Below are 22,031 nucleotides of genomic sequence, written 5' to 3' on the forward strand. Positions count from 1 at the left end.
GCTTGCTTCACCGCAAATCCGCCGCATAATCACAAAAACCAGATGAGCCAGATCCTCTCTTAGCTCAGGCGGCCATCTGTCCCAAAATCCCTGACGACGGACAAGTTGCTGAACACCTTCGGCAAGCCCAAACCCGCATCTCTGACCTCCAAAGAGTTTCAAAGGTTGTTTCTTGAACAGGTTGCCAAGTCCGGCCTACCTGACCCCACGATCCTGCCGATGATCAAGAAGGCAAAGCTCCGCGCCTACCGCCAAGACCTGACGCTCGATCAGGCCAAGCACATCCTCAAGATCGCTGGTCGTGCCTTCAATGGCCGCTGCCAAGATGAGATTGATCAAAGCCGTGATGCTGCTCGGTCGGCTCTGGGCTTAGACCCCTACGTCAAACCCGAGATCACCGCCCGGAAACCTGACGTTCATCCTTCACAAAACATGGCTGAGGACAAAGTTGCTGCCGCCATCGGCTACGACGAAGACACAGCATCGGAAACAGGCCGCCGGTTATACGAGAAGGCTATCGCGGAGAATATCCGAGGTGACCTCACGGTTCACCGGGTAGATCAGATCGCTCGGCTAATTGGCGTTCGATGATGTCGAACCTCGCAACCCAACCTCTGCCTCCTGCATCAATCACCCAAACCAAAGGACCCAACATGACATCCAAAACCCACACCCCACCGGGGCCACTGACCGACGACAGCGAAAGCTGGCAGCGAACCCTTTCGATCCTCGCGGGTATCCGTCAGGTACGCCGAGAGATGCGCGAGGAAGCCGACCAGATCACAGCCGCATATCCCAACCAGATGATCAAACCCGGCCACGGTCAACGTGCCGACATCGTGTCTGTTCTGGATGAGGGTTACGCATCAATGGTCAATGACATTCGACGGATTGCCCGTAGCTGCGGGCTTACTATGCCGGATGAGCTTCGGTGATGATCGTCACAACAACCGGACACACATCAGGTGACCTCGTGTGGCTCAGAGATAAACTCTGGGCTGCACGGTATGCCGCCAAGCAAGTTAAGGCCGCACCCGGTGTCACTCACGTCCTCCAACAACCATCTGGTGCCGTCTACACCGACCGCCCCGGTGCATGGACTTATGACCTATCACAAGCCCGCACGTTCCTTCCTGAGGCCGCGCCGATCCTTGGTGGTTCGGTGGTGTCCTTTGAACGAGCGCGAGAAACGATGGTCCAAATCTACGAAGCAAACCTGAGGGAACTAGAAGACGCCCTCGAGAAAGATCGGAATGGTAACTATGGCTGAATTTGAAGTAATCCCCCAAGCGGCCATCGATAAGCTGGTCGCCAATCCAACAGTAGCCCCCGCGTTCAACTCTGTGTTCGGCGCGGGTCGCGCTGAGGAAGTGCTTGCGGCACAGGCACCCAAACCTGAACCCGTGACCGTGGACCAGAAAGACGACGATTGGTCCGTCTCAGGAGAAGCCTTTCGGGTGGTCGCTGGTGGTTTGCGAGACGCGGCTCAGGAGACGGGCAACTTCACCAAATACGTCGCAACCAGCATCACCGATGCGATCTATGGTGAAGGTAATGACCTCTTCTGGGAAGACGGCGGTTTCAAGGTGATGAGCCGCGCCGAGGCCGCTGAGAAGGGCTTGTTCATGTCGGAGATTTCCGGGCAGGCATTACTTGGCGATGACGGTGTGGTCGATCTGCCGAAGGTCGAAAAGAACAAAACCGTTGTCGGTAACATCGGACGCGGTGTGGTTCAGTTCGCTGCCGGTTATGTCACCGCTGGTAACTTGACCCGGTTGTCTGGCCTAAAGGGTGCCTTCGTGAACGGTGCCATCGCGGACGCAGTAGTCATGGACCCCGACAACAAGAACGTGACCGGGATGCTGGAACACTACGGTTATGACATGGACATCGTGACCGATCTGCTTGCGACCGACCCGGATGATCCTGAATGGATGAACCGCGCTCGGAACGCCGCAGAAGGTGTCGCCGTAGGTGGCATCGTTGAAGCCATCGGTTGGGGCATTCGTGCAAAGAAGGCACTTGCTGCCGGTGACACTGAGGCCGCGAAGAAAGCCACAGAAGCTCAACAGGCTGCACTCAAGGAACTCGACGAGGCCGTCCATGAGGCAGGCGCAGAAGTTGCCAAGGATGCTCAGCAAAGCCTAGACATGTCCAAGACCCTGTTCGACGAGAAAGCCTTCGTTTCTGCAAAGACTGACGCCGGTGGGCAGATGCCACTGGACTTGGGCGACACACCGTTGCCCAGCGTGAAACCTGACGCACAACCAGTTCCCAACCGGTTGTTCATCACCCCGGAGAAAGCCGAGAACCTCCGTCTGCAAGCGTCTCTGGCACAAGGCGTGGAAACATCCGCCAAGATGTCCTCGACCTCTTTCAAATCCCTGACCACCGTGTCCAGCTATGATGAGGTTGCCGACGACATCGCTGCGAATGTTGCGGTCTTCGCTGACGAGTTCGCCAAGGTGAAAGGCGGTGACGTCCAGCGATGGGCCACGGTCAAAGCTCAGTCCGCTGCCAAGTTGCGCCAGATGGCCGAGATGACCGGCGAGCAACCCGAAGCCCTGATTGCTCGGTTCCGCTCGGCCAATGATGGTGACATGGCCAAACTTGCCGCTGAAATCCATGCGCAGTCTCGGTATGTCCTAACCATCGAACAAGAGTTGCAGAAGATGGCAAAGGCCATTGTCGATCACAACTCGGGCAAAGGTGCAGACCTCAGCAAGTTCCCCGGCATCAACGATATCGACCACCTGAAACTGGCGTTCAACCAACGCCGTGAAGTCGCTACCAACCTGCTGTCAGGCTTGGACGCCTCCCGGTCAAACATCGCCAGAGCCATGAACGCAATGAAGATCGCCAAGGAAGGCGACGACCGTCTGCGAGATATCCTCAAAGACCCCGAGGCATTCCGTGATGTGGACGCTGCGGCCCGCGCCGTGGTCGATCCTGTGAACAACGGTAAGCCTGCCATCAGGGTGATCGATGAGACACTCAAGGGTCTCCGTGGCTTCGTGGACGGTGTGAACACCTACCGGATCAACGCCCTGTTGTCTGGTCCCGGTACGCAGGAGGTGAACTTTATCTCCAACGTGGTGAACAGCATCGTGATCCCAACTGAGCAGATGCTTGGCGGGTTTGCTTCGGCAGATCGCCAGATCATGATCCATGCTCTGAGACAGTTCCAAGGTCAATTCCTTGGCTCGCTGGACTCGGTGCAAACCGCTCTGAAAACCCTATGGGACAACAACCCTCGGCTGGATGCAGGGAACACCAAGTTGGAGGAGGTGGACTTCTCTCAAGCTACCTCGTTGATTGGTAAGACCGTTCGTCTGCCATCCCGTGCGCTGATGTCTATGGACGAACTGTTCAAGCAGTCTCAGTATCGAGGTGTTGTCTTTGCGGACGCACATGCAGAGGCCGCTCGGATGAACCTCAGGGGTGAAGAGAAAACCCGGTTCATCAAGCAGTACCTCAAGGAAAGCTATACCGACACTGGTGCAGCCGTCCGTGGTGATGCTCTGTTGCAATCGCGACGGGCCACGTTCACCGAGACGTTGGAACCCGGAGTTGCTTCGATCATCCAGAAGGCAGCAATCGATCAACCCGTGATCCGGTTCTTCATCCCGTTTGTTCGGACACCGGTCAACCTGCTCAGTCAGACGTTCCAACACATGCCGGTTGTGGGTACGGTGTCAAAGCGGTTCCGCGCGGATATCGCTGCGGGTGGCGCTCGGGCTGCCCAAGCCAAAGGCCGTCAGATCCTAGGCTCTGCACTGGTAGGGATAGCTGGTTACATGGCCGCTAATGGTATGATCGTCGGCTCTGGCCCCAAAGACCCGCGTATCCGCAAGGTCTGGATGAAAAACAACCAGCCGTACTCGTTCCGCTTTGTGAATGAGGATGGCACGGTCGAGTTCATCTCGTTCGCTCGCCTAGAGCCTCTGTCGAACGTGTTCTCCATCGCTGCTGACGCAGTCGAGATCATGAACGACGAGTACAACGAGCGCGAAGATACCTCGATGATCAATGCCTTGCGTGTCGCCGTGATGGAGAACACCGTCAACAAGACATTCACCCAGGGTATCTATGACGCCATGCAGTTGTTCGTCGGACGACCTCATGAGCAGGAACGGGCGGCAAAGAACTTCGTTGCCTCGTTCGTCCCGAACGTCCTCAACCAGACCAACGGCGACGAAGCCCTGCGTGAAGTTCGGAGCTACTCGGATGCCATATTGGCACGTACCGGCCTCTACAACGGTGTTGACCCAAAGCGGAACATCCTCGGTGAAGTGATCACTCGTAGACTGCCCAAGTATGACCCTCTGGGTCTCACCCAAGCAGATCGCCGCGAGATCGACACTGTTCTCGAGGAGATCACCCGGATGGCTATCGCCAACCAATCGGTAGCTGGTGAACCATCCCGCCGCGTACCCGGTCCCAACCGGATCGATCTGTCTCAGGTCCCGTACAGTGACACACAGTCCGTGTACGACCGGTGGTTGGAACTGACCGGCACGGTGAGGATCAACGGCAGGACACTCCGTCAGGAGCTAGAGAAGCTGTTCAACAGCCGCCGCTACAAGATCGCCCCCGAGGGTGAACTTGGGGCCATCTCAGGCACCAAGGGTGCGCTCATCAGGAAGGTGATCGTGTCCTACCGCAAGGCTGCTCAGGGCGAGTTCAAGCAACTACAGGAGATCGTCAGGGCTGAGAAGCAAGGTCAGGGTGAACTCTTGAAGGCTCAGGTCAGGCGGAACCGCGAGTTGTTCCCGGTGAAGGCTGGCGGTGGAACTGTTCGCCTCAAACGCAGGACTTTCGAAGACCTGCTCAACCAATAAAGAAAGTAAGAGAAAATGACCAAATACTACGTCGATACCAACGGCAAGCTTCACACGTTGGAGAACGACGAGGGTGATGAACAGGTCAAACCGGACTGGACGGAAGTGAACCGGGCCGATATTGATCAAATCTTCAATCCCTCGTCGCCACCGCCAAAGCTTCGAGACCTGAACCGCGAAGAGTTTCAGTACCTGATCGCGGTCACTGGTTTCGAAAAGACATGGGACGCGCTGATAGCCGTAGCCGAAACCGAGGGCCATAAGTATCAGCTAGCCGCTCTGAGGGCGGAGCGTTTACGTCCGTTGTACAAGTTTGAGCGGACCTTGGCGGTGGTTTCCAAGTATCGCCCATTGGCCGCGCAGTTGACCCCGAGTGTGGACCTGTCTGATGCGGCAATCATAGCTGCTTGGAAAGAGGCTGCAGCATGGGTTGGATTTGAAGTTGACTCAGAGTGAACTTGGAGGGAGCCGCATTGGCTCCTTCCTTTTTTGTTTAGCGGTCCTCGGTGAGTCTCCACGAAATGTCACCGTTTATCAGATCGGCTCCCATATCCTTTAACAACTTGTACTGCCTAGCTTCTTCGATCTCAGCTTCTGACCGTGTCGTTGTATCGGCCACAATCTCGAATATAGGTACGACGTTTATTGCCATCATCGGTGCTATTCGCTCCTCGGAGAAACGATCCCCCTGCAAGTGCCGGAAGACACGGCGAGGGAAGTTCACGGTCATTCCGACGTAGAACGGTAGTGTTTCTCTTGGATGCCTGATGGTGTAGATTACGTGATCTCGTTCGTTTGGATATTTGCTCATTCGCCTGCCTTAGTGATGTAGTCGAAGTTCAACCGCTCGATTGCTTTTTTCCGAACTTTCAAGCTCGGTCCATCACCATATGAACCGGCTACATCGCCGGAACCGTGTCCAGTGATGAAGTCGTTTATCTCCTTCGACACCCCGGCATCCCTCAGCATGTCCTTGAAGTTCCCTCGAAGTGAGTGAACGACCTTTGTCGGGTCCTCAGTGATCCTACGCACCCATGGCATCAACGCCTTGGAGGCTGGCCCCTGTGTCTTTCCGTCGCGGTCTCGGGGGAACTCTGGGAACATCTGGCCGGATTTACCTGTCTCGATCCACGTGAGGGCAGGGTGGACAGGCACCCGTCGCTTAGACCCCGAGTTCTTCACAATGGACCCCGTTAGGTCGAAGTACAGAACACCTTGCTCCTCGTCCTCTTGGACGTCTTCCCACGTCAGCAGAGCGGCTTCGTCGAGCCTCATGCCGGTGGTGGTCAGGATCGACAGCAGGGATCGTAGGTGAGGTTCCATAGGCTGCGCAAAGAGAGCCTCGAGTTCTCTCTTGGTGAACGGCGTGTAGCTTTGCTTTTTGGTTCCGAGGTTCTTGTCCAGCTTGATCCCAGCAAACACGTTGTGAGGAACCCAACCTTTGCGTACTGCGTGGTCAAACATACGCCGGACGTAGCCGATCTTCTTGTCGATGGTCTTTCGGCTTTTTGATGCGCCCACATCCTCCGCGAACTCGTGAACCATCACCGCAGTGACGTCAGACAGGGCAATGTCTCCTGCGAAGTCTTTGAATTGCTCAAGGGCGTGTTCTGCTTCGCGCTGAGTCTTGATCGTGCTGTACGGATTGGTCTCAAGGTACTCCTTAGAGGCGCTGGCGAGGTAAACTGTTCCCGGTGCAGCGGCTCGCTCAAAACTTCCTGCCTTCCACTCACGATATACCCTGAGGGCCTCCTCGGCATTCTCGTTCACCGTTTCAACTGCAACGTCGTCATCTTCGCCCTCAGAGAACTCAAGGTTCCTGCCGTGGTGGATCATGACTTCAAGTTCCCCAATGTCCTCCATGCGTTGAACCTCGTCGGCGTCACCGATCCAGCCGAGTAGATCGCTGATCACGTCGCGCGGATCAGGCTTGCAGTTGTCCAGTTGGGCATAAAGATCAGCAGATATGTTGTGTTGCCTGCGCTTGGCATCAGCCAAATCACTTGTACCCGTGGACTTCTTGAGTTGCTTCCTGCCGTTGAAATGTTGGCGAAGCTCGGTGGGGATCGTCAGGAGAACGTAATACTTGCCTTTGTTCTTCGCTAAGGTCGTCGCGGGGTAGTTAAGCACCTGTATCCTCCAAAGTATCCTCCTAGAGATACTCCAAGTGTCTAATATGTTGAGAAAAAACACAATAAGGATGTTGTGGAGGCGAGTACCGGAATCGAACCGGTGTACACGGATTTGCAATCCGCTGCGTCACCACTCCGCCAACTCGCCTTTTCAAGTAATATCAAATACTTGCCGTGGTGTGGCTGGCGTTTTAACACCTTTCGTCAGGGGCGTCCAGTGGGTTGGGTGCAAAAATCCAAAGCCAGTTTATGACCTGCGGCGCAATGCCATCCCAAGTTCCTGCTATTGGGTCGAATTTTCCACGTCACAGCCGTTGCCGGTTTCGGTTGGATGTGGCACAAGCCGGGTATACTTGGGACTTACAGTGAGCGATCCAATGACAGATTTCGCAACCCGACGCCGCACGATGGTTGACACGCAGGTTCGACCCTCGGATGTCACGAAATTTCCCATCATTGATGCAATGCTGACTGTCCAGCGCGAGAATTTCGTGCCCGACGCCCAACGTGAGGCTGCCTATGCCGAAGGTGTGGTCGATCTTGGGAACGGGCGCTGCTTGCTGGAGCCCCGGACGCTGGCAAAGATTCTGGACGTTCTGAATATCTCGAATGACGAAGCAGTTTTGGATATCGCGCCGGGGCTGGGGTATTCCACAGCAGTCGCAGCGCGCATGGCGCAATTGGTGGTTGCTGTTGAAGAAGACGAAGCCCTTGCTGCCGAAGCGCAGACGATTCTGATGGAGGCTGACGCCGACAACGCGATTGTTCATGTCGGGCGTCTTGAGGAGGGTGCAGCCGAGCACGGCCCTTATGACGTCATCATGATTCAGGGTGGGGTTGAGCAGGTGCCTGATGCACTGATCGCTCAATTAAAGGATCACGGCCGCATTGCCTGCCTTTTTGTGGAAGGTGAGCTGGGTGTCGTTCGGGTCGGCCATAAATCCGGCGGCAAGGTAACTTGGCGTCGCGCATTCAACGCCAATGCTCCGATTTTGCAGGCGTTTTCCAGAAAGTGTGCATTTTCACTATAGTTCTTAGACATATTCCAATGCTGTCTTGATTAGTTGAACGCATAGACGCAAACTGCGGTTAGGGTTGCGTAATTTTGATTTGAGAGGGATTTCGTTATGCGTGCAAAGACGGGGGCGAAATTTGCGAAGGCTTTGGCACTGACGGCGGGAATAGCGCTGAGTGTCCTTCCTGGGCGTGTAGCTTGGGCGGACAATCTGACGGATGCCTTTATTGGAGCCTATAACACCAGCGGCTTGCTGGAACAGAACCGGGCTCTGTTACGCGCGGCGGACGAAGATGTGGCTATCGCCCTATCGGCGCTCCGCCCGATCATCAACTGGGCGGTCGAAGTCAGTCAGGACTACAGCCGGTCCTCAACAGATCTGGGTGTGAGCCGGGATGAGCCGACCACTTTTTTCACCGGCCTCACGCTGAGCCAGCTGATTTACGATGGCGGGTTCTCGGTTCTGGGCAAGCAGTCGGCACAGGAAACGGTCCTTGCGACGCGGCAATCCCTTTTGGATATCGAGCAGCAGGTTCTGTTCCGTGGTTTGAATGCTTATCTTGGAGTGCTGTTGCAGGAAGAGACGGTTCAGATTCGCCTGAACAACGTCGATGTGTCGGCCGAAGAACTGCGTGCCTCTCAGGACCGGTTTGAGGTGGGTGAGGTGACGCGTACCGACGTCGCGCTGTCCGAGGCGCAGTTGGCCAGCTCGCAAGCGGATTTGGCGGTTGCGCGTGGTAACCTGAGCATTGCGCAAGCTGAATATGTTAACGCCGTGGGAAAGCAGCCTGGGCGCACAGCCGGACAGCCGAGCCTGCCGAACTTGCCCGGGTCCGAAGCTGCGGCTGTTAGCCTGGCACAGCGTAATCACCCGGCCATCCAGTCGGCGCAGCATCAGGTGCGTGCGCTGGATCTGGTCGTACAGCAAGAGCGGGCCAACCTAGGCCCCAATGTCAGCCTGAACGCCGATGCGGGCATTCGTGAAAGCTATGACAACGACGACAGCCTTGAGGATGCCACCATCGCGCTGCGTTTCAATCAGCCGATTTACGCCGGTGGCCGGTTGGCTGCCAGCGTTCGCCGTGCGATGGCGACACGGGATGCTTCGCGCGCCAATCTGCTGAACGTACAAAAGGACATCACTCAGGGTGTTGCGGATGCTTATGCAGCATTCCAGGCAGCGACAGCCAGCCTGCGCGCATCGGAAGAGCGGGTGCGCGCCTCGCAGGTCGCGTTTGACGGCATCCGGGAAGAGGCAACCTTGGGCGCGCGGACAACTCTGGATGTTTTGAACGCTCAGCAGGACCTGTTGGACGCCCAATTGGCCGAAGTTGCGTCGCGCACAGAGCGGTCTCGGGCCGCGTATGAGCTGCTACAGGCCCAAGGTTTGTTGACCGCAGAACGCCTAGGGCTGGCGGTGCAGATTTATGATCCGACCCTTTATTATAATCTGGTAAAGAAGGCCCCGGCACAGATCAGCAAACAAAGCCGGGATCTGGATCGCGTCCTCAAAGCGTTGCGCCGCGATTAAGGCGCAACTCTACCTGTTGTGAGGTCCGATTTGTTTGGCTAAACTCGCTCTTGAGGATAGAGCGGTAGAGAACAATGACGGATAAAGTCGTACACGCCGGTATCGAGGACGTTTTATCCTCGATCAAGCGCTTGGTTAACGAAGAAGACCGAAAAGCTAAGGCCGGGCAGTCGGACTCCATTGCGCGAAAGCCCGGCAGGTTGGTTTTAACCGACGCGTTGAGGGTTGGCGATAAGGTGTCTGTCGAAGACCCGGTGCCTTCCCCCGAGGACGACGTTCTATATCGGGTGGACGATTCAATTAAGCCCATGATTCTAAGGTCTTCCGACATTGTGCAGCATTCAGAGCCGGCCGATGCTCAGCAACCACATGCCGCTCCTAAAAGTGACCCTGTCGAAAGCCTGAGCGCAAAGATCGAAGCTTTGGAAACTGCAATCGCCAAAACCGAAGATCAGTGGGAGCCGGATGGAGACAGTGACGACGAATATGCCGGGACGCCAAATGCGACGTTGGTTTGGCGGGCCGAGGAAGAATTTGCACTAATCGATTCTCAAAAATCAGGTGAAACTACGCAGGTGCGCGAACAACCGCCGGTGGAAGAGCCTGAGCATGCCTCTGTCGCGACATTTGTCAGAAGCCCTCGCCCATCTTCTGACGAGGAATCAAAACCTACCGACGTTTCCAAACCAGCCGAAGGTAAGCTAAAGACGGCCTCGTTGACGTTGGATGAGGATATGTTGCGCGGTCTGATCGCTCAGGTCGTTCGGGAAGAGCTGCAGGGCGTTCTGGGTCAGCGTATTACCCGCAATGTTCGCAAGATGGTGCGGCGCGAAATTTACCGCGCGCTGGCCGAGCAGAAACTGGATTAACCCTCAGGTTTTCTTTAGTGGTGCGGCCATTTCCAGCAGGTGATCCAGATTCATATGCTGTTCAAGATGGTCAGCCAGAGCGTCCAGTACCTCTTCTACCCCATCCTCGTATGACAGGTCAGATGCTGCGCCAAGTTGCTGCAGATAACGGGCGCGGAAGGCGTCTGAAGCGAAGATTCCGTGCAAATAGCTGCCGCGGATACGGCCAGTTTTGTCGGAGGCGCCTTCCGGCCTGTCTTCGATCTTAAGCCAGGCGCGATAGCAATCCGGCCCTTCGGTCCGGCCCATGTGAATTTCATAGCCCGTTACGGGGTCGTCGCCCAAAACAGAGCGCGCGGTGCGCAGTGTAACCTGTTTATTCCCTGCCATGGTGGTGGTCACTTCCAGCAGACCTAACCCCTCAACCGTTCCGGGGCGGCCATCGACACCATCGGGGTCGGCGATAGTCTTGCCGAGCATCTGATAGCCACCGCACAGACCCAACACGTGACCACCCCGACGGACATGGGCGTAGAGGTCGATATCCCAGCCTTGAGCTCTGAAATAGGTCAGATCACCGATAGTAGATTTGCTGCCCGGCAGCAGCACAAGATCGGCATCACCGGGCAGGGGGCGTCCGGCCGGGATGATTTCAACCGTGACTCCGGCTTCTGCTGACAAAGGATCAAGGTCATCGAAATTGGCCATCCGTTCAAGCTGTGGCACGACGACCTTGCAAGCCCCACCACTGTGCGAGCGGATATCCATCATGTCCTCGGCCGGCAGTTTCCAGGCGTCATGGAACCACGGTACAACGCCAAGGCAAGGCCACCCGGTACGTGAGGCGATGTCATCGCGCCCCTCGTTGAAGAGAGACACGTCGCCTTTGAAGCGGTTGACGGCAAAACCTTTGATCATCTCAAGATCGCCTGCATCCAGCACCGCCTGAGTCCCCACAATCTGAGCAATCACGCCACCGCGGTGGATGTCACCGACCAGAATAACGGGCACACCCGCCGCGCAGGCAAAGCCCATATTGGCAATATCGCCCTTACGCAGATTGGTTTCAGCCGGGCTGCCCGCACCTTCGATCAGCACCAGATCGGCATCGCTGCACAGGCGGTCAAAGCTTTCTAGCGCCGCCCCCAGCAGTTTGGACTTATCCTTGCGGTAATCACCCGCATTCATGGTGCCCGCGCGCTGACCCTGTACAATGATCTGAGCGCCAGTATCCGTTTCCGGCTTCAGCAGGATCGGGTTCATGTCGGTATGTGTCGGACGTTTGGCCGCGCGCGCTTGCAGAGCTTGAGCGCGACCAATTTCTCCGCCATTTTCGGTGACGGCTGCGTTGTTCGACATGTTCTGTGGCTTGAACGGCGCAACCCTCAGCCCACGCCGCGTATAGGCGCGCGCCAACCCGGCCACCAAAACCGATTTGCCAACATTGCTGCCGGTGCCCTGAATCATAATGGCGCGAACCATGACCGTCTCCTATACGTTGACGCACATGACCTGATTTGAGGCCAAAGGAAAAGCCCCGGATGAACACGCCCTCGCATCTTTTGATAGGCGCTGCCGCATTTGCACGGCCTGCACGGGGAGCAATTCTTTGGGCTGCGATGTTAGGATCGTTGCTGCCTGACCTGTCGCTGTTTGTCATGGTCGGGGTTTCCCTGTTCATCCTGCGCATCCCGCCGCAGGTAGTTTTTGACGAACTCTATTTTTCCCCCGCCTGGCAGACGGTGTTTGCAATCGACAATTCGTTCATACTCTGGGGGCTGGCACTGGCGCTTGGGCTTTGGCGCGGATGGCGGTTTCTGACGGTGGCCGCGTCCGCTGGCCTATTGCATCTGGCGATGGATTTCGCGGTGCATGCGGACGACGGTCGCCCACAATTCTGGCCGCTGAGCGATTGGGTCTTTCATAGCCCGGTTAGCTATTGGAACAGCACGCATCACGCGCTTTTGGTGATGCCTGTATCAGTGGCGATCTGTGCCGGGGCTTACGTGATGCTGTGGAACAGAGGGCTGTCAGTGACCGCCAAGCTGTTCTTTGGCTTTCTTCTGGGCGCAGAATTGTGGGTCGCCCGCCAATGGATTTTGTTCTTTTGATTGGTCCAAAAGAAAAGCGCGCCCCGGTTTGCGGGAGCGCGCTTTTTCATTCAGAAATCGCCTTGGATCAGGCGGCTTCAGCTTGCTGAGCGGCATTGCGACGCTCGCTTTCTTCTCGCGACAGCGCGACCGAGGTGCGCACGCCACGACCAACGAACTCCATCAGTCCGCTGACAACCCGTTCATTCGGGTCAATGCCGGCACAGGACAGCACTTCGCGGCCATCGCGCGAGCGCGCCCAGCGGGCAATCTGTTCGGGGCCATTGCCGTATTTCTTGTCATCGGCGATAGCATCATCCAGAGCGGCCAACACAACAGCCGCGAAAAGTTTGCGTGCACGATTGCCTTGCTCATTGTTAAAGGCAGTGCCGTCAACGAAATCTCTCATCTCGTCTTCCTTGTTGTTCTTGCTCTTGCATTTTCGGCGTGAGGGTCCTTATGACCTATTAGGTGTGATTCGGATACAGCTAAATTGCATATCTGCGTTGCGTCAATTGCATGGCTTGCTGCAGGTGCAGCACTAGGTGTCGTTGTCTTGTCAGGTGTGGTCCCGCCAGATATAGGGACGGGAACTGACGCATCAACCGTTTCTGAAGGATTTATGTCATGCCCAAGATAAATGGGAACGAAATTCGCCCCGGCAATGTGCTTGAGCATAACGACGGGCTGTGGGCTGCTGTTAAGGTGGATCACGTAAAGCCCGGTAAAGGCGGTGCTTTTGCACAGGTCGAACTGCGCAACCTGCGCAACGGATCCAAACTGAACGAACGTTTTCGTTCGGCAGACAAGGTCGAGCGCGTCCGTCTGGAACAAAAAGACCAGCAATTCCTGTACGAATCCGATGGCATGCTGGTGTTCATGGATGCCGAGACCTATGAGCAGATCGAACTGCCCGCCGAATTGCTGGGTGAGCGCCGCCCGTTTCTGCAGGACGGCATGACAATTGTCGTAGAATTTTACGAAAGCGAAGCGCTGAACGCCACGTTGCCCCAGAAAGTGACCTGCAAGATCGTTGAGACCGAGCCGGTAGTCAAAGGTCAGACTGCCGCGAACTCGTTCAAGCCGGCTATTCTGGACAATGGTGTAAAGGTCATGGTGCCGCCCTTTATCGGTCAGGATGAGATGATCGTCGTGAACACCGAAACCATGGAGTATTCCGAACGGGCCTGAGCCTGAGCATATAAGACGCGTGAAAAGACCGCGACGGCAGGAGCCGCGTGGTCTTTTTTAGTTTCGGCCCTTCAAGTAGCGATAGCGTTCAGGGTTGGGGCCGAACAATTCCAGCATCAATTCGTATTTGATGCGGTTGGCGCTGACCTGCCGGTAGAAGGCGATCAGGAACGCCGTAGGCCCCTGAATGCGACCCAGTCCGCTTGTCGCGGCCACGACCGTACCGACATCTGTTTTGCCGTTTAAAACCAAATAACCGCCCAGCATCAGGACGCCGACTGTACCTGCGCCGTTGATGACACTTAGCAGGAATTTCGCCGACAGCTTCCAGAGAAACATCTTGCGTCGCGTGTTATAGATGTCGTCAAACATCGCCTCGACATCGCGCGCCACCGCGTCAATGTCCTCGGTCGTGAGACTGTCGGTCGAGGAGCGCAGAATGCGGACCCGCTCGGCCACGAAGACGTTCACTTTGCGCTGGGATATCAGCACTATGATAATTTGCGGCACGATCATGGAAAGGGCGATCATGCCCAACCCCGGTTGCGTTGCTGAGATATAGCCGATCACACTGATCAACGTGCCAATTTGCACGACCGGGTCAGAAAACGCACCGCCGGCGAATTTGCCCAATTCTTCGGCCTCGGCTGAGATTGCGGTGGTCATTGTGCCCTTGCGAACTGTCTCACCGGCGTCATGCAAGTCGGCCGATCGCAGTAAGAGCCGCTGGCGGATAAGGCGGATAATATCTTCGCCCAGCGTGCCTGCGCGATAGCCCAGCAACCATTTCAATGCGAGGCTGAGAAGGATCACAGACAACATCCCGGTACCTAGGTAGATCAACCGATCTGTGCTGACATCGTCCGCGGTCAGGTGGTTGATGATATCGCGCTGGAATTCCAGCGGTACAGCGGCAAGGCCCGCGATAGCGATGGATAAGATGATAAGGATGATCTGCCGCCCGGCGCTGGCGCGCCAGATCGCACTGTATAATTTGAACATTTACGCATCCGTTCGGTGAACTGAACGCAGTGTGGCAGGGTCGCAGCGCTCGTTCAAACCGGGGTAGGGCAACCTGCGGCTAGGCCGTGCCGCAATAGCAACAAGTTACGCGTCGAGCGTGACGGTCGCGTCGCCAGCCTGCATCTCTCCGGTCGCACGGTCAAAGCGCAAATAGGCAATCCCGCGACCTTTCGACTGAGTGAACAATGTGCCCGCTGGTTTGCCGCCTACAGTGATCTCGGTCCCGACCGGGGCAGAGCCATCAACGCGGACACTCCGCAAGCCTTTGCGCAGCTCGGTTTTGTGTTTCATCCGCGCGGTGACTTCCTGCCCTACATAGCAGCCCTTTTTAAAGTCGACGCCGTTCAGCGCCTCGAACCCGGATTCGAGGATATAGCTATCGGGCGTGAGTTCGATACCGGCTTCGGGGATGCAATGCCGCACGCGAATGGCATCCCAATCGGTGCCGTCATCGCCTTCGGCCCCGGGGGTATATGTTCGCCAACCCATTTCAGGGTGGCGCGGGTCCGGCAGGGCTCCGTCGGGTGCAGGGCCGGTGCCGCGGTGCAGGTTCAGCCCGCTGTCCTCGATACTGACATCGGCGCGCAGCTTGTACATGCTCAGCCGTTTGACGAAGCCGTCAGCGATACCCTCGGCCACGTCCAACAGAACCGCGTCGTCGTCACGCTTGAGAAAGAAATCAGCAAGGTACTTGCCCTGAGGGGTCAATAACGCTGCATAAATCAGCCCATCCCTCAGGCCATCCACATTATTGGTGACCAGCCCTTGCAAGAAGCTGTCGGTGTCCGAACCGCTTAGGCGCAGAATACGGCGATTGGGCATGGGGTGGTCCTCGTCTTTTCCCTCGGCCCCGTGATATAGGAGTTCGCGCTGCCATGACCAGAGGGTAACCACGTTGCCAGCACCGATCAGTATCGTCATTCCGACATTAAACGCGGGTGAGGCTCTTTCTGAGTCGCTGCCTGCGCTGGTTGAGGGGCTACATGCGGGGCTGATCCGCGAGCTGATCGTCACCGACGGCGGGTCGACGGATAGAACCCTTGAAATCGCCGATGAGGTGGGGGCACGAATCGTCACCGGCGCGCCTTCGCGCGGGGGACAATTGCGGCGGGGATGTGCGGTGGCCAAGGGTGAGTGGCTATTGGTCCTGCATTCCGACACTGTGTTGCCTGACGGGTGGACCAAAGACGTGGCCGAGCACCTGCCTAGCGGTCAGCCCGCCGCCTTTCGATTGGCTTTTCAAGCGAAAGGATTTGGTCCCTCATGGGTTGCGGGTTGGGCCAATCTGCGCAGCCGGATATTTGGCCTGCCATACGGAGATCAGGGGCTGCTGGTGCCACGCCGCATTTATGAGCAAGCCGGAGGTTACCCAGACCAACCGTTGATGGAGGATGTCGCACTGGTGCGTGCCTTGCCACGTGTTGCGCTGCTGAATACCCGCGTGGTTACGAGTGCGGCTCGCTATGTGCGGGACGGTTGGGTGCGTCGGGGTGCACGGAATCTGTGGACTCTGACACGGTATTTTCTTGGGGCCGATCCGGAACGGTTGGCGCAGGCGTATCGGCGCTGAGGGTTGCGCGCAGTTCAACAATGGATTTGCCCAGCCGGAAGGGCGCAGCAAAACTGACGAGACACAAAGCCACAATCTGCAGCACCAGAATATGCGCGTTGGCCTGTAAATATTCCCATTCGTCCTTCAGCTTTCCAACCTGCTCGACCAAATCATCATAACTTTGCGCAAGGATCAGGTAATCTCCGGCGATTGCTGGAACCTTGCGGCGCATATTGTCGATGGCTGCCTGGGTTTCGTCGTCAAGCGTGGTGAAGACAAGAAACTGATCAATGTTGAACGCATCGGCCTTTGCGGCCATAGCGCGCATTTCATCCTGTTCCTCTTTCGCTTGCCCGCCGATCAGGAAATGCAAACCTCGCAACGGTGCGACCTCATTGGTCACAGCGATGAACAAGGGCAGGTCGGCATTGCTGGCGGTTGAGGCCGACAGGAACTCGACCTTGTCGCACAAAACAGCGGTGTCTGGGTCATAAGCCGGATCGCAGAATCGCAGCCGGAACCGCGCTGCGTCACGATCAAACGCCAGCGTCGCGGCATATGCTACGTCGATCTGTCGGTCGAGCCGCGAACTGTCCGAGGTGTAAAGCCCGGCCAGAACCGCCACCAGCGCACCGATGCCACCCAGAACGACCCAGACAAGATCTGCCAGTTTCCACGCCCGGTGCCCGGCCGGTTTGCGAAACAAGAATGACGTACCAACCGACCCGATCACAAAGAACAGGATCAGCAGCGGCAGTTGGTTTTCGGTTACAAACGTCATGACACCAAAGTGACCGCGCACCTGCGCGCTGGCAACACTCCTCACGGTCAGTTGTAGAGGTTTCGACCTAAGAGCCTGAGCTTTGGCCAAATTTCCGGAACAGCCTGGTGCGGTCAAAGGCCTGTTCCAGTTCATCGGTGCGCTCTTTTACCGAATCCCACAGGCGTTCCTGAACCTCGGCGATCGCACATTCCATCAGCATAAGGATAGCGGACATGGAATCCCACGCCGAGGGGGCCGCGATCCGAGCGGCAAATGTATGCTTGGCCAGTCTGTGAATGGGCGAACGCCATTGGTCGGTGAACAGCACGATCTCGGCCTCGCGCTCCTGACAGAGTTGCGAAATCAACATGGTCGAGTTCTCGTATCGCCGCACATCCAGCGCGATCAGCAGGTCACCCTTGCGCACATCCAAAAGGTCATGGGTCCACGAAGCCGCAAAAGGAAGCATCCTTACGTCTGGGCGGATCATCTGCAGATGCAGGTACAGGTATTGTGCCAATGTGCCTGTAATACGCCCGCCAGTAATGAAAATACGTCGGTCTGGGTCGCTGAGCAAATTGCAAAAGCTGTCAAATTCTGCGGGGTCGACCTCATCGATTGTACGTTTCTGATTGGCTAGCGCTTGTTGGGAATAGCGGTTTAGGATGTGCTCCTCGGGCAGGTTGTTCTGCCAGACGTCCCGCTTGGCAATGGGCCCCGAGATCATCTCTTTCACCTCGCCACGCAGTGCGGACTGAAACTGGGGGTAGCCGTCGAACCCGGTTTTCTGCAGCATTCTCGCGACGGTGGTGGTTGAAACCGAAGCAGCGTTGGCCAGTTCGGTGATGGTTCCCAAGCCTGCCATTGGGTAGTCGTCCAGCAGGACACTTATCAATTGCCTCTCAGACGGGGTCATTTCATCCCGATGAGCCAGCAGCCTGTCCGTCACCCGCACTGAAGGGTCCTCCTGCATAGGAACTACGCGCTGGTGTGAATAATTTTTCAGCGCATCCTGGTGTGGATAATTTTGTACAGGAAAAATATTGACAGGTGAATGCGTAATGTGGAAATTTTTCCACAGACATCTTTCACGGAATCGCAGGGCGACACATTGGACTTCGGAACTGTTGTTCATACGGAAACCGCAGACGGCGCACCTTCGGTGTTGCTGGTGTGTGAGCATGCGTCGAAACGTATTCCCGATTTTCTGGGTGATATGGGGCTTACGGCCGAGGTGCGGGAAAGCCACATCGCCTGGGACCCGGGTGCGTTGGGTGTGGCTCAGCACATGGCGGCCCTTATGTCTGCGCCGTTGGTTCATGGCGGTGTGTCGCGCCTGGTCTACGATTGCAATCGTCCGCCCGAGGCGCCGGATGCCATGCCTGTCAAAAGCGAGGCGTATGACATCCCGGCCAATATCTCGATGTCACCCGAAGAGCGGGAGGCCCGGATTAAGCATGTCTATGGCCCGTTTTCGGACGCAGTGTCGGGTCAGATTGCGCAACATCGCTCCTCGCTGGAGCTGATGGTGACGATGCACAGTTTCACCCGGATCTACCACAATCAGCAAAGAGAGGTTGAGTTGGGCATCCTGCATGGCCGCGATGATCGTTTCGCATTGGCAATGTTGGACGCAGCGCCTGCAGATTCGCCGTTTGTGACGCGCCTGAACGAGCCTTATTCGGCTACTGATGGCGTGGCTCATACCTTGGACGTGCAAGCCTATGCGAATGCTTTGCCGAATGTCATGATCGAAGTGTGCAACGACCTGATCCGCACGTCAGATCAGCAGCGTGCGATGGCTGAGTATTTGGTTGCATGGATTGACCGGACTTTGGCCGGGTTTCAAAACAGGGGCGCGGCATGATCCGGGCGATGGCGGTATATGTGCGCGTGGTCGATGCGGTCAACTACCGGATCGGTCGGGTGATGATGTGGGGTCTGTTCGTAATGATGGGGATACTGTTATGGTCCTCGATCTCGAAGACGTTTTTCCTGCCGTCGCTCTGGACGCTGGAAATGGCGCAGTTTGCCATGGTGACCTATTATATCGTGGGCGGGCCGTACTCGATCCAGCTGGGGTCAAACGTGCGGATGGACTTGTTCTATCATAACTGGAGTCCGCGCAAGAAGGCTTGGTTCGACGCGTTCACCGTCATCCTGCTGATCCTCTATTTGAGCGTGCTGCTTTATGGTGGGCTTGGGTCAACTGCCTATAGCCTTGGATATTGGGGGGATGAGCCTCTGTCCTATTTCACCGGCCTGATCACGGGCAGTGAAGAGGTCGGACGGTTGGAGCGTTCATCCACCGCTTGGCGGCCCTATATCTGGCCAGTCAAAGCTATCATGGTATTTGGCTTCTTCCTGATGCTGCTGCAGGCCATATCGGAATTTTTCAAAGATATAGCCCGGATCAACGGGCAGGAGATCGGGGTACGGCGGGCATGAGCCAGGAATTTATTGCCATCTTCATGTTCGCGCTGATGATGCTGATGCTGTTCACCGGTCAGCGCGTGTTTGGTGCGATCGGAGCGGTCGCAACCATCGCAGCGCTGGCGCTGTGGGGGACCGGAGGGCAGGACATCCCGTTCTCGGCTGCGATGAAGCTGATGAAATGGTACCCGCTTCTGACGCTGCCGATGTTCATATTCATGGGGTATGTGCTGTCTGAAAGCCGTTTGGCCGATGACCTGTACCGGATGTTCCATGTGTGGATGGGTCCAGTGAATGGCGGGTTGGCGATTGGGACGATTGGTCTGATGGTGCTGGTATCAGCGATGAACGGGCTCAGCGTCGCTGGCATGGCGATTGGGGCGACTATCGCGCTGCCCGAATTGCTGCGGCGGGGCTATGACAAGACCATGGTCACGGGTGTCATTCAGGCAGGATCTAGTCTGGGAATCCTTGTGCCCCCATCGGTGGTTCTTGTGCTCTATGCAATGATCGCGCGGCAGCCGGTTGGACAGCTGTGGTTGGCGGGCATCCTGCCGGGTCTGCTGATGGCCGGGCTGTTTATCCTTTACATCTGGATTCGCTGCCGCATGCAGCCTCACCTCGGCCCTGCAATGGAAGACGCGCATGAGGTCCCGTGGTCCGAAAAAATCCGCCTGCTGGGGGCAGGGGCGCTGCCGCTGATCATCTTCGCTGCCATGATGGTGCCGTTCGTGAATGGCTGGACATCATTGGTGGAAAGTTCGGCTATCGGGGCGCTGACGGCGCTGGTTGTATCGGTCGTCAAGCGGCGGATGACGTGGAAGATTTTCGAAGATTGCACCAAACAGACGCTGGCGATTTCCTGCATGTTCATGTGGATCATCCTTGCGGCGCTGGGCTTTGGGGCGGTGTTCGACGGCCTTGGTGCGGTCAAAGCCATCGAGAACCTGTTCACCGAACAGCTGGGACTGTCGCCATGGCTGATCCTGATCTTGATGCAGCTCAGCTTTATCGTCATGGGCACGTTTTTGGACGACACGGCGATGCTGGTTATCGTTGCGCCACTTTACGTGCCGCTGGTCGGAGCTCTGGGCTTTGATCTGATCTGGTATGGGGTTCTGTACACGATCACCACCCAAATTGCGTATATGACGCCGCCCTTCGGCTATAACCTGTTCCTGATGCGGGCGATGGCTCCGCCCGAGATTGGCCTAAAGGACATTTACCGCTCAATCATTCCCTTTGTCGGGGTGATGGTGCTGGCCCTGATTATCATTATGGCCTTCCCGGAAATCGCCCTTTGGCTGCCCGGATATGTTTACGGAAATTAACCAGAAGGCTCGGCAAACGGGCACCCAAACTTAAACGGAGAGGAAATTGACATGACGACAAGACGTAAGTTTTTGAAAACCGCAGGCGTGGGCGTTGCTGCCGCACCATTGGCTGCACCTGCTCTGGCCCAGAGCACGATCACGTGGCGGATGCAGACTTATGCCGGTCCTGCGTTGGCGGCACATGTGATCGATCCAGCCATCGAGATGTTCAACAAAATCGCGGGCGACCGCATGCAGATCGAACTGTTCTACGCCGATCAGCTGGTCCCGACCGGTGAGCTGTTCCGCGCTATGCAGAAAGGGACCATCGATGCGGTTCAGTCGGATGACGACTCGATGGCGTCGCCGACCGATGTGACTGTGTTCGGCGGATACTTTCCCTTTGCTTCACGTTATTCGCTGGATGTGCCGGTACTGTTCAATCAGTACGGCCTGAACGAGATCTGGGACGAAGAATACTCAAAAGTTGGCGTCAAGCACATCAGCGCGGGTGCGTGGGACCCATGCCATTTTGCCACCAAAGACCCGATCAACAGCCTCGAAGATCTCAAGGGCAAGCGAGTCTTTACCTTCCCGACAGCGGGGCGGTTCCTCTCGCAGTTCGGTGTGGTGCCTGTAACCTTGCCATGGGAAGACATCGAGGTCGCGGTCCAAACCGGTGAGCTGGACGGCATAGCATGGTCGGGCATTACCGAAGATTACACAGTTGGCTGGGCTGACGTGACCAACTACTTCCTGACCAACAATATCTCGGGCGCTTGGGCCGGATCATTCTTTGCCAACATGGACCGCTGGAACGAACTGCCGGAAGACCTGCAGACGCTGTTCCGTGTTTGCTGTGATCAGTCGCATTACTACCGCCAGTGGTGGTATTGGGGTGGCGAAGCCAGCCTGCGCGTCAACGGGGACAAGATGCAGCTGACCTCGATCCCGGATGAAGAATGGGCGCAGGTTGAAGAGGCTGCAGTCAAGTTCTGGGACGAGATCGCCGCAGAATCCGAAACCAAGGCGAAAGTCGTCGAGATTTTCAAACAGTACAACGCCGATATGCTAAAGGCCGGACGGCCATATCGCTACGGTTAACACAATGAACCGGCGCGCTTCTGGGTGCGCCGGTTCCCATTTGGCCAAAGAATTTTCACCGAAAATTCTTGCATATCTCAGAGGAAATAATGCTCAACTTTGAAGGTTTGAAGGGGCAGGTATCTGCGGGTGATGTTGACACTGTATTGGTGTGTTTTGTTGACATGCAGGGTCGTTTGATGGGGAAGCGTTTTC

Annotated in this window: 22 protein-coding genes, 1 tRNA gene and 1 pseudogene; 15 read left to right on the forward strand and 9 right to left on the reverse strand. The window is 56.5% G+C overall.

Annotated elements, in window-relative coordinates; translation table 11 throughout:
- Positions 1–105 precede the first annotated feature (105 nt).
- From ACR0D7_RS18700 to ACR0D7_RS18720, 5 genes are all read left to right on the forward strand, one after another.
- The gene (locus ACR0D7_RS18700; protein WP_480680366.1) at positions 106–591 is read left to right on the forward strand and encodes a hypothetical protein; all 486 of its coding nucleotides are present in this window, start codon (positions 106–108) and stop codon (positions 589–591) included.
- A 62-nt stretch (positions 592–653) separates the two neighbouring features.
- Positions 654–935 (forward strand): hypothetical protein, encoded by a 282-nt coding sequence (locus ACR0D7_RS18705; RefSeq protein WP_480680367.1) that lies wholly within the window; start codon positions 654–656, stop codon positions 933–935.
- Positions 935–1,270, forward strand: a complete 336-nt coding sequence (locus ACR0D7_RS18710) for a hypothetical protein (RefSeq protein ID WP_480680368.1) — start codon at positions 935–937, stop codon at positions 1,268–1,270. Before ACR0D7_RS18705 ends, ACR0D7_RS18710 begins: the two co-directional genes overlap by 1 nt.
- Complete coding sequence (locus ACR0D7_RS18715) at positions 1,263–4,841, forward strand: hypothetical protein (RefSeq protein ID WP_480680369.1); 3,579 nt, start codon at positions 1,263–1,265, stop codon at positions 4,839–4,841. Before ACR0D7_RS18710 ends, ACR0D7_RS18715 begins: the two co-directional genes overlap by 8 nt.
- Positions 4,842–4,856: 15 nt before the next feature.
- A complete protein-coding gene (locus ACR0D7_RS18720; RefSeq protein WP_480680370.1) occupies positions 4,857–5,297 on the forward strand; it encodes a hypothetical protein in 441 nt (146 codons plus the stop codon).
- Between the two features lie 37 nt (positions 5,298–5,334).
- On the opposite strand, the gene ACR0D7_RS18725 is transcribed toward ACR0D7_RS18720, so the two are convergent.
- The 3 genes from ACR0D7_RS18725 to ACR0D7_RS18735 all read right to left on the reverse strand — a co-directional run bounded on the left by ACR0D7_RS18725 (position 5,335) and on the right by ACR0D7_RS18735 (position 7,121).
- Positions 5,335–5,652 carry a GIY-YIG nuclease family protein gene (locus tag ACR0D7_RS18725; protein WP_480680371.1) on the reverse strand — a complete coding sequence of 106 codons (318 nt, stop codon included), beginning with the start codon at positions 5,650–5,652 and terminating at the stop codon, positions 5,335–5,337.
- The gene (locus ACR0D7_RS18730; protein ID WP_480680372.1) at positions 5,649–6,971 is read right to left on the reverse strand and encodes a DUF6538 domain-containing protein; all 1,323 of its coding nucleotides are present in this window, start codon (positions 6,969–6,971) and stop codon (positions 5,649–5,651) included. The genes ACR0D7_RS18725 and ACR0D7_RS18730 overlap by 4 nt, the downstream gene beginning before the upstream one ends.
- 76 nt (positions 6,972–7,047) lie before the next feature.
- Positions 7,048–7,121, reverse strand: a tRNA-Cys gene (locus ACR0D7_RS18735).
- A 229-nt stretch (positions 7,122–7,350) separates the two neighbouring features.
- Here ACR0D7_RS18735 and ACR0D7_RS18740 point away from each other — a divergent pair.
- The 3 genes from ACR0D7_RS18740 to ACR0D7_RS18750 all read left to right on the forward strand — a co-directional run bounded on the left by ACR0D7_RS18740 (position 7,351) and on the right by ACR0D7_RS18750 (position 10,388).
- Positions 7,351–8,004: a protein-L-isoaspartate O-methyltransferase family protein gene (locus tag ACR0D7_RS18740; protein WP_480680373.1), complete on the forward strand. Its 654-nt coding sequence runs from the start codon at positions 7,351–7,353 to the stop codon at positions 8,002–8,004.
- A gap of 96 nt (positions 8,005–8,100) precedes the next feature.
- The gene (locus ACR0D7_RS18745) at positions 8,101–9,519 is read left to right on the forward strand and encodes a TolC family outer membrane protein (protein ID WP_480680374.1); all 1,419 of its coding nucleotides are present in this window, start codon (positions 8,101–8,103) and stop codon (positions 9,517–9,519) included.
- 74 nt (positions 9,520–9,593) lie between these two features.
- Positions 9,594–10,388 carry a hypothetical protein gene (locus ACR0D7_RS18750; RefSeq protein ID WP_480680375.1) on the forward strand — a complete coding sequence of 265 codons (795 nt, stop codon included), beginning with the start codon at positions 9,594–9,596 and terminating at the stop codon, positions 10,386–10,388.
- A gap of 3 nt (positions 10,389–10,391) precedes the next feature.
- Here ACR0D7_RS18750 and ACR0D7_RS18755 read toward each other — a convergent pair whose 3' ends face one another.
- Positions 10,392–11,849, reverse strand: coding sequence for a cobyric acid synthase (locus ACR0D7_RS18755; RefSeq protein ID WP_480680376.1), 1,458 nt, complete (start codon positions 11,847–11,849; stop codon positions 10,392–10,394).
- A 59-nt stretch (positions 11,850–11,908) separates the two neighbouring features.
- Between ACR0D7_RS18755 and ACR0D7_RS18760 the strand changes: the two genes are divergently transcribed.
- On the forward strand, positions 11,909–12,478 hold the full coding sequence (locus ACR0D7_RS18760; RefSeq protein ID WP_480680377.1) for a cobalamin biosynthesis protein CobQ: 570 nt from the start codon (positions 11,909–11,911) through the stop codon (positions 12,476–12,478).
- Positions 12,479–12,545: 67 nt separating this feature from the next.
- On the opposite strand, the gene ACR0D7_RS18765 is transcribed toward ACR0D7_RS18760, so the two are convergent.
- Positions 12,546–12,866 (reverse strand): DUF6280 family protein, encoded by a 321-nt coding sequence (locus tag ACR0D7_RS18765; protein WP_037310273.1) that lies wholly within the window; start codon positions 12,864–12,866, stop codon positions 12,546–12,548.
- 218 nt (positions 12,867–13,084) lie between these two features.
- Between ACR0D7_RS18765 and efp the strand changes: the two genes are divergently transcribed.
- Positions 13,085–13,648: an elongation factor P gene (efp, locus tag ACR0D7_RS18770; RefSeq protein ID WP_170387454.1), complete on the forward strand. Its 564-nt coding sequence runs from the start codon at positions 13,085–13,087 to the stop codon at positions 13,646–13,648.
- Positions 13,649–13,705: 57 nt separating this feature from the next.
- On the opposite strand, the gene ACR0D7_RS18775 is transcribed toward efp, so the two are convergent.
- Both ACR0D7_RS18775 and ygfZ read right to left on the reverse strand, forming a co-directional pair.
- Positions 13,706–14,650, reverse strand: coding sequence for an ABC transporter transmembrane domain-containing protein (locus ACR0D7_RS18775; protein WP_480680378.1), 945 nt, complete (start codon positions 14,648–14,650; stop codon positions 13,706–13,708).
- Positions 14,651–14,755: 105 nt separating this feature from the next.
- Positions 14,756–15,493, reverse strand: coding sequence for a CAF17-like 4Fe-4S cluster assembly/insertion protein YgfZ (ygfZ, locus tag ACR0D7_RS18780; protein WP_480680383.1), 738 nt, complete (start codon positions 15,491–15,493; stop codon positions 14,756–14,758).
- Between the two features lie 73 nt (positions 15,494–15,566).
- Here ygfZ and ACR0D7_RS18785 point away from each other — a divergent pair, with 73 nt between their 5' ends.
- Positions 15,567–16,241 (forward strand): TIGR04283 family arsenosugar biosynthesis glycosyltransferase, encoded by a 675-nt coding sequence (locus ACR0D7_RS18785; RefSeq protein ID WP_480680379.1) that lies wholly within the window; start codon positions 15,567–15,569, stop codon positions 16,239–16,241.
- 7 nt (positions 16,242–16,248) lie between these two features.
- Here the strand turns inward: ACR0D7_RS18785 and ACR0D7_RS18790 are convergent.
- Positions 16,249–17,004, reverse strand: a pseudogene (locus ACR0D7_RS18790) (hypothetical protein); the annotation flags it as partial.
- Between the two features lie 67 nt (positions 17,005–17,071).
- Positions 17,072–17,941 (reverse strand): MurR/RpiR family transcriptional regulator, encoded by an 870-nt coding sequence (locus tag ACR0D7_RS18795; RefSeq protein WP_480680380.1) that lies wholly within the window; start codon positions 17,939–17,941, stop codon positions 17,072–17,074.
- 99 nt (positions 17,942–18,040) lie between these two features.
- Between ACR0D7_RS18795 and ACR0D7_RS18800 the strand changes: the two genes are divergently transcribed.
- Genes ACR0D7_RS18800 through ACR0D7_RS18815 form a run of 4 tightly spaced genes read left to right on the forward strand, consistent with a single transcriptional unit; the run spans position 18,041 to position 21,836 of the window.
- On the forward strand, positions 18,041–18,853 hold the full coding sequence (locus ACR0D7_RS18800; protein WP_480680381.1) for an N-formylglutamate amidohydrolase: 813 nt from the start codon (positions 18,041–18,043) through the stop codon (positions 18,851–18,853).
- On the forward strand, positions 18,850–19,434 hold the full coding sequence (locus ACR0D7_RS18805; protein ID WP_480680382.1) for a TRAP transporter small permease subunit: 585 nt from the start codon (positions 18,850–18,852) through the stop codon (positions 19,432–19,434). Before ACR0D7_RS18800 ends, ACR0D7_RS18805 begins: the two co-directional genes overlap by 4 nt.
- Complete coding sequence (locus ACR0D7_RS18810) at positions 19,431–20,750, forward strand: TRAP transporter large permease (RefSeq protein WP_170387469.1); 1,320 nt, start codon at positions 19,431–19,433, stop codon at positions 20,748–20,750. Before ACR0D7_RS18805 ends, ACR0D7_RS18810 begins: the two co-directional genes overlap by 4 nt.
- A gap of 51 nt (positions 20,751–20,801) precedes the next feature.
- Positions 20,802–21,836 carry a TRAP transporter substrate-binding protein gene (locus ACR0D7_RS18815; RefSeq protein ID WP_170387471.1) on the forward strand — a complete coding sequence of 345 codons (1,035 nt, stop codon included), beginning with the start codon at positions 20,802–20,804 and terminating at the stop codon, positions 21,834–21,836.
- Positions 21,837–22,031: the final 195 nt, after the last annotated feature.

This window comes from Ruegeria sp. BB7 (genome assembly GCF_056539365.1).